Genomic DNA, 12,882 nt, shown 5'->3' with positions numbered 1-12,882 from the left:
GTGTCACAAAGCGCGCCGAACAAGCGTTCAGCGTCGATTTCCCTCCGGGATAAGAAGGAAAGAAGAGAGATAGCCAGACGGTGTACAGGCGTCGTGATGACGCTCACCGCAAAGGAGAGTGCTGGATGAAGGTGCTGAGAAATCGGGTAGTAATGTTGTCATCATCAGCGTTCCTGGCTGTAAATGAAACACGCGTACTCATTGATACTATCAATATGATAGTAACACCTGGTTTTTGTATGTCTATTGTGTTCTTCAGACAGAGGAGGCTGCTGAAAAATGCGTTACCGGCGCTAATCCCCCAGCGCCTGCGCGCATGCCCAGGCGCTTGACCATGCCCACTGGAAGTTATAGCCCCCCAGCCAGCCCGTGACATCCATCACTTCACCAATAAAGTAGAGGCCGGGTGCTTTGCGCGCTTCCATTGTGCGTGAGGAGAGTTCGTTGGTATCCACCCCGCCCAGCGTGACTTCCGCCGTGCGGTAGCCTTCCGTGCCGTTTGGCTGTACGCGCCATTCAGTGAGGGTGTCGACCAGCGTTTGCTGATCGCGAACATTGAGTTGCTTTAGCGTGACATCAGGAATCTGCCCCAGTTGCTGTAAACACTCCACCAGGCGTTTCGGCAGATGCATCGCCAGGGTATTTTTCAGGCTCTGATTCGGGTGATCCGCGCGCTGCGCATCGAGAAATTCGGCGAGGTCGATATCCGGTAACAGATTGATGGTAACAAACTCGCCGGGCTGCCAGTAGCTGGAGATCTGCAACACCGCCGGGCCGGAGAGTCCGCGGTGGGTAAATAGCAGGCTTTCGCGGAACACGGTGCCGTCTTCAGCGCTAATCACCGAGGGAACGGAAACACCAGAGATAGTTTGGGAAACATCCAGCATTGGCTTATGCAGCGTAAAAGGCACCAGCCCGGCGCGGGTCGGTAATACGTTAAGGCCAAACTGCTCAGCAATTTTGTAACCAAATGGTGTGGCGCCAAGTCCTGGCATCGACAGCCCGCCGCTGGCTATCACCAGTTTTTTGGCTGTGACCGTTTCGCCGTTGAGTTGCAGGCTAAAGCCCTCTTCATCACGTTCAACGCTCAATACTTCGCTGCGCAGACGCATAGTGACATTGCCTTTTGTGCACTCATCCACCAGCAGTTTAACGATTTGTTCAGCGGAGTCGTCGCAGAAGAGTTGCCCTAAGGTCTTCTCATGCCAGGCAATGCCGTGTTTTCCCACAAGGTCGATGAAGTCCCACTGGGTGTAGCGTGCCAGCGCAGATTTGCAAAAATGAGGGTTCTGGCTGAGATAAGCCGCTGGTTCGACATAAAGATTCGTGAAGTTGCAGCGGCCACCGCCGGACATCAATATTTTACGTCCCGGCTTCTTACCGTTATCCAGCAACAGCACGCGCAGGCCCGCCTGCCCAGCCTGCGCGGCACAAAACATTCCTGCGGCACCGGCCCCAATTACAATGGCATCAAACCTTTCCACGCACTATCCTCAACTTAGTGATTGTCGGGAAGTGTAAATTTTTCATGCTCGTCATACCAGTGAAATATAAGACAATCCTGTATATCCGCTTGAAAATACTGAAATAATCATTTTCCGTATTTATACAAAGGTAGAGAAATATCAAAAAAACTCCATATTTCACTTTGCCCGCGCTGCCAAAGTCCATGATAATGCCGCGCGTTCATGTCCTCAAAATGGCGTAACGCACTATGTTACATTTGTTCGCAGGTCTGGATTTACATACCGGGCTTTTGTTGGTACTTGCTCTGATTTTTGTCCTGTTCTACGAAGCCATCAACGGCTTCCACGACACGGCCAATGCAGTGGCAACCGTGATTTATACTCGCGCTATGCGATCGCAGCTTGCGGTTGCCATGGCGGCTATCTTTAACTTCCTCGGCGTTCTGCTGGGCGGGCTGAGCGTAGCCTATGCCATTGTGCATATGTTACCGACAGATCTCCTGCTTAATGTCAGTTCGGCGCACGGCCTCGCCATGGTCTTCTCCATGTTGTTGGCTGCGATTATCTGGAACCTCGGCACCTGGTATTTTGGCCTGCCGGCATCCAGTTCCCACACGCTGATTGGCGCGATTATCGGTATTGGTTTAACCAATGCGCTGATGACCGGCACATCGGTGGTGGACGCGCTTAACATCCCGAAAGTGCTGAATATTTTCGGCTCCCTTATCGTGTCACCGATTGTCGGCCTGGTCTTCGCAGGTGGTCTGGTGTTCCTGCTGCGTCGCTACTGGAGCGGTACGAAAAAACGTGCGCGTATCCACCTGACGCCGGCAGAGCGTGAAAAGAAAGACGGCAAGAAAAAGCCGCCATTCTGGACACGTATCGCCCTGATCATCTCGGCTATTGGCGTAGCGTTCTCTCACGGCGCAAACGACGGGCAGAAAGGCATTGGTCTTATCATGCTGGTACTGATTGGCGTCGCACCGGCAGGATTCGTGGTCAACATGAACGCGTCGGGCTATGAAATCACCCGTACCCGCGATGCTATCAATAACGTTGAAGTCTTCTATCAGCAGCATCCTGCGTTGCTGAAAAAAGTCACAGGCGTCGACCAGATTATCCCGGAACCTGAGAGTGCGATCACGCCATCTGGCGAACTGCATTGTCACCCGGCAAACTCTCTCTATGCGTTAACCCGCGTGAAGAACATGCTGGCGGATATCGAAACCTACGACAAACTGAGCGTCGAGCAGCGTAGTCAGTTACGCCGCATCATGCTGTGTATCTCTGATACCACTGATAAAGTCGCCAAGCTGCCAGAAGTAAGCGCTGACGATCAGCGTCTGCTGAAGAAACTGAAAGGCGATATGCTCAACACTATCGAGTATGCCCCGGTCTGGATCATCATGGCGGTCGCGCTGGCGTTGGGTTGCGGTACGATGATTGGCTGGCGCCGCGTCGCGACGACCATCGGTGAGAAAATCGGTAAGAAAGGCATGACTTACGCGCAGGGTATGGCGGCGCAGATGACCTCTGCGGTATCCATTGGCCTTGCGAGTTATACCGGGATGCCGGTATCGACCACCCACGTTCTCTCCTCCTCCGTGGCGGGTACGATGATCGTGGACGGCGGCGGTCTGCAACGCAAAACCGTCACCAACATTCTGATGGCCTGGGTCTTCACGCTGCCTGCGTCGATTCTGCTTTCAGGTGGGTTGTACTGGCTTTCACTGATGATTATCTAATCATCAGGCAGACAAAAAAGACGGGTCAGGAAACTGGCCCGTCTTTTTTTATGGCGAAGGTTAATGCCAGATAGCCAATGCAATCAGGCTCACAACCACTAAACCACACAATGAACTGGTCAAAATAAACTGGCGGCGCAAACGCTCACAGCGGCGGATAAACTCGTCGTCATGATGATCGCGATAGCGCTGACCGTAGATGTACCAAACCAGCCGCATTTGCTTGCTGGGTTGGCCATGAGAGGTAAAAAAACCTCCACCATCAACATACTGATAGAGCAAGGGATCGCAACCACGCAGTACCACAAGTAATGCACGCAACGATGAGAAATAGCGTGCCATATTCACCACACACACGACACACAGGGCCCAAAACAGCGCGATTGTGCTGATCATACCTCCTCCCCGGCGACCCACCCAGCGGAGACTCCTCCCGGGCTACCGCACCCCGATAACCAATAGCCTTAGACAGCTCAGTGAAAAGGTGAGAATCCGATCACGTTTATTTATCCGATCGGCTCATTAAATAGTGTAGGAGATTAGTGAAAATTTTTACCACAACCTGAAGCGTTATCAATAAGTGTCTTTAGATAAATTTGTTTAACAAATTGGTGATCGCACCACATTGACGCGCAGAGCCGGTCACTATAATGTAGAAATATCTTCTACAATTAGGTCGTTAACACTTTACGAGACCTGATTAGCATCCCTGGATGCAGCAGATTTAAGGCAGGGCTAACCCCCGCGCAATCGACATGCAGGACGCGGGCGACTTCACGCCCATTGGTCATCGACAACTTTATGGAAGGAGTAACACCATGGCTTACAAACACATTCTTATCGCGGTAGACCTTTCACCAGAAAGCAAAGTGCTGGTTGAAAAAGCGGTTTCTATGGCACGTCCGTACAACGCGAAAGTTTCCCTGATTCATGTTGATGTGAACTACTCCGATCTCTATACCGGCCTTATTGATGTGAATCTGGGCGATATGCAGAAACGCATTTCGGAAGAGACACATCACGCGTTGTCTGAGCTGTCCACCAATGCGGGCTACCCAATCACCGAAACCCTGAGCGGCAGCGGCGATCTGGGCCAGGTGCTGGTCGACGCCATTAAGAAATACGATATGGATCTGGTGGTTTGCGGTCATCATCAGGACTTCTGGAGCAAACTGATGTCTTCTGCGCGCCAGCTCATCAACACCGTTCACGTTGATATGCTGATCGTTCCGCTGCGCGACGAAGAAGAGGAGTAATCACTCCTCGCGCATGAGCAAACGCCCGCTTTCTGCGGGCGTTTTTGTAAGCCTGATGCCTGCCATTTCGCTACGCTTTACGCGCGGCTATCCACTCCTGCACCTCAATAACAAACTCATCCGGCGCTTTGCGGTACATCTTACGGGCGAGGTCGAGAATAGTATGCTGGGCCAGCGCCTCTTCCATACGCTGCTGCGCCATGTCCATTACCGAACGCACGCCGCAAATACCTTCACAGGCCCACTCTGGCGGCTGCTCATCAAACACTGCCAGCCGCTGGCGGATCTCGCGGCATTCAAAGATGCGTTTCTCGCCGTCGATAGCCATCGCCACGTCTTTCACCGTGATGTGCTCCGCGGGTTTCGCCAGTTGAAATCCACCGCCTTTACCTTCGATGCTACGCACCAGCCCGGCTTTTGACAGGCGGGTGAAGATTTTGGCCAGGTAGTCATAGGGTACGCTTTGCAGCTCAGCAATTTCGCGCACACTCATATCCCGGGCGTCGCCTTTGCTGTCTACCATACACATCAGGCTATGGATGCCGTATTCAACCCCGGAACTGTAAAATGCCATGTTTTAATCTCAGCCAAAATAACTCTGAGTTATTGTAGCTATTTTGCCCTCAGCAATCCAGACACTTCCTTTCCCGCTTACGTTTGATAAAAAACAAATACCAATTAATCAATACGATAACCACAAAACCAGTGCAGCATCCATTTTTCTCATTGTCTTTTTATACTACGACAAATAAAATCCGAGTAAATAAATCAACATGAACAGAGTGAAAGAGCGATGCGTAAACAAATTTTGATCGTCGGCGCCGGCTTCGCCGGAATGTGGGCAGCCCTCAGCGCGGCGCGCCTGGCGGATAAAAATGATAGCCAGGCCATTGATATTACTGTCATTGCCCCACAACCGGAGTTGCGTGTGCGCCCGCGTTTTTATGAAAATAACGTGGAAACGCTGGTCTCCCCGCTGATGCCGCTGTTCGACATCACCGGCGTAAAATTCCTGCATGGTACGGTGTCAACGATTCATAGCGACACACGCAGTGTGAGCTGGCAAGACGCTGAAGGTAAAACCCACCAGCATCGTTATGATCGTCTGATTCTGGCGAGCGGCAGCCACCTGAACCGTTCATTTGTCCCGGGCGTTCAGGCACATGCCTTCGATCTCGATCAACTGGAAAGCGCTGCTGAGTTAGAGAAGCATCTGCACTCGCTGGCCGATAAACCGGAAAGCGAAGCGCGCAATACGGTCGTGGTCTGCGGCGGCGGCTTCACCGGTATTGAGATGGCGATGGAACTGCCAGGCAGGCTGCGTGACATTCTGGGCTCAAATGCTAAGACCAGAGTAGTCGTAGTTGAACGCGGCGCACAGCCGGGTGCGCGCTACAGTGAAGAACTGCGTAACGTGATCGTTAGCGCCTCTAACGAACTGGGTGTTGAGTGGATGGTGAACGCCGAAGTGGAGTCAGTAGACGCTGGCGGTGTAACCCTTAAAGACGGCCGGAGCATTACCTCTTCGACGGTGATCTGGACTGTGGGTGTTCAGGCCAGCGATCTGACAACACAAATTAACGCCCCGCGCGATCGCCAGGGGCGTCTGCATGTGAATGCAAACCTTCAGGTTGAAGGCCATGAAGAGATCTACGCCACCGGAGACGTGGCTTGTGCCGCGACAGATGACAAAGGCAACCACGCGCTGATGACCTGCCAGCACGCGATCCTGCTGGGTAAATTCGCCGGGAACAACGCGGCGGCGAGTCTGCTGAACGTTGAGCCATCACCGTATCGCCAGGAGATGTACGTCACCTGCCTGGATCTCGGCGCCTGGGGCGCGGTGTATACGGAAGGTTGGGATCAGCAGGTAAAACTGACGCGCGAAGAGGCGAAAAAGCTGAAGGTGTCGATTGTCAGCGAACTCATTTACCCGCCAAAAGCAGAAAGAGCAGCGGCGTTTGAGATGGCGGATCCATACGCGCCGTTTGTGTAGAGGCCCCTCACCCACAGGGAGAGGGAGAAAACCGCACAACCTTCACCATTGGCACCATCGGTTCCCTCTCCCTGTGGGAGAGGGTTAGGGTGAGGGCATCAGGCCGCACGCCCCTACGCCGCCGTCCCCGCATAAATATCAAACCGATGGCCCTTCGTGACCACCGCATTGGTTGTCGCCACATCCGCGAGCGGCGGGGCGTAATCGGGCCGCTTCACCACCACCCGTTTTGTCGCCAGCAAACGGGCGGGCTCCAGCAGCCCATCCGCATCAAGATCCGGCCCCACAAGCGACTGAAACACGCGCATCTCTTTTTTCACCAGCGCGCTTTTCTGCTTGTGCGGAAACATGGGGTCGAGATAAACCACCTGCGGGCGCGGGGTGATGTCCGCAAGCGACGTCAGGCTCGAGGCGTGGATCAACTGCAACCGCTCCTGCAACCAGCCGCCGATTTCCGGGTCAGCGTAGCCGCGCGCCAGGCCATCGTCGAGCAGCGCCGCAACCACCGGGTTGCGCTCCAGCATCCGCACATGGCAGCCAACGGAAGCCAGCACAAAGGCATCACGTCCCAGTCCCGCCGTGGCATCCACCACGTCCGGCAGGTAGCTCCCCTTAATACCCACCGCTTTCGCCACCGCTTCGCCGCGACCGCCGCCGAACTTGCGCCGGTGCGCCATCGCACCGCCGACAAAATCCACGAAGATGCCGCCAAGCTTCGGTTCATCGCGCTTACGCAGTTCCAGATGCTCCGGCGTTAACACCAGCGCCATCAGGTTGTCTTCATCGTGCTCCAGCCCCCAGCGGGCGGCAAGAACAGATAAGGCGCCGTCTCCGGCGCCCGTTTCATCAATTAAGCAGATTTTCACTGACCGATTAGCCTTTGATCCCGTAGTGCTCCAGCATCGCGTCAAGCTGCGGTTCACGGCCACGGAAGCGTTTGAACAGCGCCATCGGCTCTTCAGAACCACCGCGGGTCAGGATGTTATCAAGGAACGACTGCCCGGTGTCACGGTTGAAAATCCCCTCTTCTTCAAAGCGGGAGAACGCATCCGCCGCCAGCACGTCGGCCCACAGATAGCTGTAGTAGCCCGCCGCATAGCCGCCGGCAAAGATGTGGCTGAAGGCATGCGGGAAGCGACCCCACGACGGCCCCGGCACCACGGCGACCTGTTTTTTGATTTCTGCCAGGGTTTCGAGGATTTTCGCCCCCTGTTCCGGGTTAAATTCCGCATGCAGACGGAAATCGAACAGGCCGAACTCCAGTTGGCGCAGAATAAACAGCGCAGCCTGGTAGTTCTTCGCCGCCAGCATTTTATCCAGCAGTTCTTTCGGCAGCGGTTCACCGGTTTCGTAGTGGCCGGAGATAAACGCCAGCGCATCCGGCTCCCAGCACCAGTTTTCCATAAACTGGCTTGGCAGTTCGACAGCATCCCACGGCACACCGTTAATACCGGAAACACCCGCAGTTTCGATGCGGGTCAGCATGTGGTGCAGGCCATGGCCAAATTCGTGGAACAGGGTAATCACTTCATCATGGGTGAACAGCGCCGGTTTGCCGTTCACCGGACGGTTAAAGTTACAGGTCAGGTAAGCGACCGGTTTTTGCAGCGAGCCATCGAGTTTACGCATCTGGCCGACACAGTCGTCCATCCAGGCCCCGCCACGTTTGTGTTCACGCGCGTACAGGTCGAGGTAGAAGCTCCCACGCAGTTCGTTGTTTTCATCATAAAGCTCGAAGAAGCGAACTTCCGGGCTCCAGACGTCGACATCTTTACGCTCTTTCGCGGTAATGCCATAAATGCGTTTCACCACTTCAAACAGGCCGTTAACGGCTTTGTTTTCCGGGAAGTACGGGCGCAGTTGCTCGTCGCTGATGCTGTAGAGGTGCTGTTTCTGTTTTTCGCTGTAGTACGCGATATCCCACGGTTGCAGATCATCAACGCCAAATTCCGCTTTGGCGAAGGCGCGCAGTTGCGCCAGCTCTTTTTCACCTTGCGGACGCGCGCGTTTGGCGAGGTCAGTTAAAAATTCCAGCACCTGCTGTGGGTTTTCCGCCATTTTGGTGGCCAGTGATTTGAAGGCGTAGCTTTCGAAGCCCAGCAACCGTGCCAGTTCATGACGCAGAGCGAGGATCTCCGCCATCACCGGGCTGTTATCCCATTTACCGGCATTCGGGCCCTGATCGGAGGCGCGGGTGCTGTAAGCACGATACATCTCTTCGCGCAGCGCCTGGTTGTCGCAGTAGGTCATCACCGGAAGATAGCTCGGGATATCCAGAGTCAGCAGATAACCGTCCAGCTCTTTAGCTTCAGCCTGCGCTTTAGCCGCAGCCAGCGCGCTTTCCGGCATGCCGGAGAGTTCAGCTTCATCGCTTACCTGCTTCGTCCAGCCCATGGTGGCATCCAGTACGTTGTTGCTATAGATGTTGCCGAGCTCAGAAAGGCGGGTGGCGATTTCGCCATAGCGCTGCTGTTTCTCTTTTGGCAGACCGATACCGGAGAGTTCGAAGTCACGCAGTGCGTTATCAACCGCTTTTTTCTGTGCGGTAGAGAGCGTGGCGTAGTTATCGCCGTCGCGCAGGTCGCGATAGGCTTTGTATAGCCCTTCATGTTGACCGACCCAGGTGCTGTATTCAGACAACAGCGGCAAAGTCTGTTCGTAAGCTTCGCGCAGTTCCGGGCTGTTTTTTACCGAGTTCAGATGGCTCACCGGCGAGAAGATACGCCCCAGCACATCATCCACTTCTGCCAGCGGTTGGCACAAGTTTTCCCAGGAGTACGGTGCGCCCTGCGCTACCACACGTTCCACATTTTCACGGCAGTCGTTCAGCGCTTTAGTGACAGCGGGAACAACGTGCTCTGGTTTGATAGCGGAAAACGGCGGCAATTCGAAGGGAGTCAGTAATGGATTCGTCATATGCACAGTCCTGGTTAAAAAGGGAAACCAACGCTTAAGCGCGTTTTTGTCGGGTGGCGGCTATCGCCCTGTCCGGCATGTAATATACGTAGCATGGGGTTAAGTGTAGTGAATTTCAATGATAAGCGTTGCGCTTTCGCGGCAACGACGACTTTTCGGTATACTGTTCGGATATGCTTTTTTATTGCCCGGTAACGGGCCCATGTTTTACTTAGCGGAACCCCTTTACCCATGCTCAGTTATCGCCACAGCTTTCACGCTGGCAACCACGCCGACGTCCTTAAACACACCGTTCAGAGCCTGATTATTGAATCACTGAAAGAGAAAGAAAAACCGTTTCTCTACCTGGACACCCATGCGGGCGCGGGCCGTTACCAGTTAAGCAGTGAGCACGCCGAGCGTACCGGTGAGTATCTGGAAGGTATCGCCCGCATCTGGCAGCAGGACGACCTGCCCGCTGAGCTGGAGCCCTACATCAGCGTGGTAAACCACTTCAACCGCAGCGGACAGTTGCGTTACTACCCGGGTTCGCCGCTGATTGCCCGCCAGCTCCTGCGCGAGCAAGACAGCCTGCAGATGACCGAACTGCACCCCAGCGATTTCCCGTTGCTGCGTTCTGAGTTCCAGAAAGACAACCGTGCGCGCGTCGAAAAAGCCGATGGCTATCAGCAACTGAAATCCAAACTGCCGCCAGCCTCCCGCCGCGGCCTGGTGCTTATCGACCCGCCATATGAGATTAAAACTGACTATCAGGCGGTGGTGACGGGCATTCACGAAGGCTATAAACGTTTTGCGACCGGAACTTACGCCCTGTGGTATCCGGTGGTACTGCGCGCGCAAATCAAGCGCATGATCAAAGACCTGGAAGCGACCGGCATCCGCAAAATTCTGCAAATCGAGCTGGCGGTACGCCCGGACAGCGATCAGCGCGGCATGACAGCATCTGGCATGATTGTCATCAACCCGCCGTGGAAGCTGGAACAGCAGATGAATAATGTGCTGCCATGGCTGCACAAAAAACTGGTTCCGACCGGTATTGGCCACGCAACCGTAAGCTGGATCGTGCCCGAGTAATCGCAGACATAGCCAGAATCTATCAGTTTCAGGTATACAATCGCGGATCTTTTGGCGAAGGGCCACTGCCCTCGCCCGACAATGAACAGGAAGGAGCGGTCATGAGCAAACATTACGACTATATCGCTATCGGCGGCGGCAGCGGCGGCATCGCCTCAATCAACCGTGCGGCCATGTACGGCCAGAAGTGCGCGCTAATTGAAGCCAAAGAGCTGGGCGGCACCTGCGTTAACGTCGGTTGCGTGCCGAAAAAAGTGATGTGGCATGCCGCGCAAATCCGCGAAGCCATCCACATGTACGGCCCGGACTACGGTTTTGATACCACCATCAACCACTTCGACTGGGATAAACTGATTGCCAGCCGTACCGCCTATATTGACCGTATTCATACCTCCTATGACAACGGCCTGGCGAAAAATAAAGTCGACGTCATTAAAGGCTTTGCCCGCTTTATTGATGCGAAAACCGTGGAAGTGAACGGGGAAACGATCACTGCCGATCATATCCTGATCGCCACCGGCGGCCGTCCGAGCCATCCGGATATTCCGGGCGTGGAATACGGTATCGATTCTGACGGTTTCTTCGCACTGCCAGCGCTGCCGAAACGCGTTGCAGTGGTCGGTGCGGGCTATATCGCTGTGGAACTGGCGGGCGTGATTAACGGTCTGGGCGCAGAAACGCACCTGTTTGTGCGCAAACACGCGCCGCTGCGCACCTTCGACCCGCTAATTGTCGAGACGCTGGTCGAAGTGATGAACGCAGAAGGCCCGACGCTGCACACCGAAGCGATTCCGAAAGCCGTGGTGAAAAATGCCGATGGCAGCCTGACCATTGAACTGGAAGATGGCCGCAGCCAGACGGTCGACTGCCTGATCTGGGCAATTGGTCGTGAACCGGCAAACGACAACTTCAACCTGGCGGCGACAGGCGTGAAAACCAACGATAAAGGCTATATCGTTGTTGATAAATTCCAGAACACTAACGTTCCGGGCATTTACGCCGTCGGTGACAACACGGGTGCCGTTGAACTGACCCCGGTAGCGGTTGCCGCAGGCCGTCGTCTTTCCGAGCGCCTGTTTAACAACAAACCGGATGAGCATCTGGATTACAGCAACATCCCGACGGTGGTCTTTAGCCACCCGCCCATCGGCACCGTCGGTTTAACCGAGCCGCAGGCCCGTGAGCAGTATGGCGACGACGCGGTGAAGGTTTACAAATCCTCCTTCACGGCAATGTATACCGCCGTCACCTCTCACCGTCAGCCTTGCCGGATGAAGCTGGTGTGCGTCGGCGCGGAAGAGAAAATTGTCGGTATTCATGGTATCGGTTTTGGTATGGATGAAATCCTTCAGGGATTCGCCGTGGCGTTAAAAATGGGCGCGACCAAAAAAGATTTCGATAATACCGTGGCAATTCACCCGACAGCGGCGGAAGAGTTTGTTACTATGCGCTAAATATCGTTAGCGCAATCCCCTGCATGGCATCATGTAGGGGATATCTTACTCTTCCGTTAATTCACTGTGGGTTTATGAAGAATAAAAAAACCAAAATATTTCCCCTCTTTATTATTTTCATTGTTTGTATTTTTTCTTTCTATTACTACATTACAAACTACCCACGAATAGATAACTATCGTGTTACGATAGATGCAAAACAAATTCCTGATTTACACGGTGGATTATCTGGCCTTACCTGGAATCATGACACACAAACACTGTTCGCCGTCACCGATGCGCCGTCGTTAATTCTTGAACTCGCCGCTGACGGCAAAGTACTACGCCGCATCGAAACAGATAAACCCGCAGACCTTGAGGCCATCGAGTACATCGGCAATCAACGTTTTTATCTCTCCAAAGAAAAGAGCGGTACGCTGGCGATTATCACCATTACCGATGCAACGCAAAAAATAGATATTAGCCACGCCGAAACCTACCGCCCGGACATTCAAGCCAAAAAGAAAAACAGCGGCGTTGAGGGATTAGCCTGGAAACCAGAACTCTCCCGCATGGTGACGGCGCAAGAAAAAAAGCCCATTCGGATTTTTAATATTTTAGATGACGAAGGGGCATTTAAAACAGGGAAAAACCCGCTCAATGAATTAATGCTCTCCTGGTATGTCCGGGATATCTCAGGAATGGATTTCGATGGCTCGACGTCTGACCTCTATATTCTTTCCGATATTTCACAGAAAGTCGTTGTTGTTGATAAAGAGCATAAACTGAAATTTATGCAGCTTAAAGCGGGTCACTACGGCCTGGCTCGCTCTATTCCGCAGCCGGAAGGTATCGCCACCGACGGCCGTGGTAATTTGTATATCGTCAGCGAACCGAATCTGTTTTATAAATTCAGCCAGCGATAAAATCCGTTACAATCGATTGTTCTGAAAATCCCGCAAGCGCCAGCGACCGGGATTTTATTTTTTTGTTATT

12 protein-coding genes are annotated in these 12,882 nt (G+C 53.7%); 6 read left to right on the top strand and 6 right to left on the bottom strand.

Annotation, left to right across the window (positions count from 1 at the left end):
* Positions 1-27: 27 nt before the first annotated feature.
* Positions 28-165, bottom strand: coding sequence for a hypothetical protein (locus tag VSR74_RS17225; protein ID WP_347795843.1), 138 nt, complete (start codon positions 163-165; stop codon positions 28-30).
* 128 nt (positions 166-293) lie between these two features.
* Positions 294-1,484, bottom strand: coding sequence for a BaiN/RdsA family NAD(P)/FAD-dependent oxidoreductase (locus VSR74_RS17220; RefSeq protein ID WP_347795842.1), 1,191 nt, complete (start codon positions 1,482-1,484; stop codon positions 294-296).
* Between the two features lie 230 nt (positions 1,485-1,714).
* Here VSR74_RS17220 and pitA point away from each other — a divergent pair, with 230 nt between their 5' ends.
* On the top strand, positions 1,715-3,211 hold the full coding sequence (gene pitA / locus VSR74_RS17215) for an inorganic phosphate transporter PitA (protein ID WP_347795841.1): 1,497 nt from the start codon (positions 1,715-1,717) through the stop codon (positions 3,209-3,211).
* A 60-nt stretch (positions 3,212-3,271) separates the two neighbouring features.
* On the opposite strand, the gene uspB is transcribed toward pitA, so the two are convergent.
* Complete coding sequence (uspB, locus tag VSR74_RS17210; protein ID WP_347795840.1) at positions 3,272-3,607, bottom strand: universal stress protein UspB; 336 nt, start codon at positions 3,605-3,607, stop codon at positions 3,272-3,274.
* Positions 3,608-4,029: 422 nt separating this feature from the next.
* Here uspB and uspA point away from each other — a divergent pair, with 422 nt between their 5' ends.
* Complete coding sequence (uspA, locus tag VSR74_RS17205) at positions 4,030-4,467, top strand: universal stress protein UspA (RefSeq protein WP_004106650.1); 438 nt, start codon at positions 4,030-4,032, stop codon at positions 4,465-4,467.
* 70 nt (positions 4,468-4,537) lie between these two features.
* Here uspA and VSR74_RS17200 read toward each other — a convergent pair whose 3' ends face one another.
* Entirely contained in the window at positions 4,538-5,041 is a 504-nt protein-coding gene (locus tag VSR74_RS17200; RefSeq protein WP_347795839.1) for an RrF2 family transcriptional regulator, read from the bottom strand.
* A 219-nt stretch (positions 5,042-5,260) separates the two neighbouring features.
* On the opposite strand from VSR74_RS17200, the gene VSR74_RS17195 reads away from it, so the two are divergent.
* Positions 5,261-6,463, top strand: a complete 1,203-nt coding sequence (locus tag VSR74_RS17195; RefSeq protein ID WP_347795838.1) for an NAD(P)/FAD-dependent oxidoreductase — start codon at positions 5,261-5,263, stop codon at positions 6,461-6,463.
* A 113-nt stretch (positions 6,464-6,576) separates the two neighbouring features.
* On the opposite strand, the gene rsmJ is transcribed toward VSR74_RS17195, so the two are convergent.
* Both rsmJ and prlC read right to left on the bottom strand, forming a co-directional pair.
* Positions 6,577-7,329, bottom strand: a complete 753-nt coding sequence (gene rsmJ, locus VSR74_RS17190) for a 16S rRNA (guanine(1516)-N(2))-methyltransferase RsmJ (RefSeq protein WP_347795837.1) — start codon at positions 7,327-7,329, stop codon at positions 6,577-6,579.
* Between the two features lie 7 nt (positions 7,330-7,336).
* On the bottom strand, positions 7,337-9,379 hold the full coding sequence (prlC, locus tag VSR74_RS17185; protein ID WP_347795836.1) for an oligopeptidase A: 2,043 nt from the start codon (positions 9,377-9,379) through the stop codon (positions 7,337-7,339).
* Positions 9,380-9,610: 231 nt separating this feature from the next.
* Here prlC and VSR74_RS17180 point away from each other — a divergent pair, with 231 nt between their 5' ends.
* The 3 genes from VSR74_RS17180 to VSR74_RS17170 all read left to right on the top strand — a co-directional run bounded on the left by VSR74_RS17180 (position 9,611) and on the right by VSR74_RS17170 (position 12,812).
* The gene (locus VSR74_RS17180) at positions 9,611-10,453 is read left to right on the top strand and encodes a 23S rRNA (adenine(2030)-N(6))-methyltransferase RlmJ (protein ID WP_347795835.1); all 843 of its coding nucleotides are present in this window, start codon (positions 9,611-9,613) and stop codon (positions 10,451-10,453) included.
* A gap of 101 nt (positions 10,454-10,554) precedes the next feature.
* Positions 10,555-11,907 carry a glutathione-disulfide reductase gene (gene gorA, locus VSR74_RS17175; RefSeq protein WP_347795834.1) on the top strand — a complete coding sequence of 451 codons (1,353 nt, stop codon included), beginning with the start codon at positions 10,555-10,557 and terminating at the stop codon, positions 11,905-11,907.
* Between the two features lie 74 nt (positions 11,908-11,981).
* Positions 11,982-12,812 (top strand): SdiA-regulated domain-containing protein, encoded by an 831-nt coding sequence (locus VSR74_RS17170; RefSeq protein WP_347795833.1) that lies wholly within the window; start codon positions 11,982-11,984, stop codon positions 12,810-12,812.
* The last annotated feature ends 70 nt before the right edge of the window (positions 12,813-12,882 follow it).

It is taken from the genome of Pseudocitrobacter cyperus (genome assembly GCF_039889165.1).
Lineage (GTDB): Bacteria > Pseudomonadota > Gammaproteobacteria > Enterobacterales > Enterobacteriaceae > Pseudocitrobacter > Pseudocitrobacter cyperus.
The sequence above is the reverse complement of the archived record's forward strand: the minus strand, read 5'-3'. Positions and strand labels throughout refer to the sequence as shown.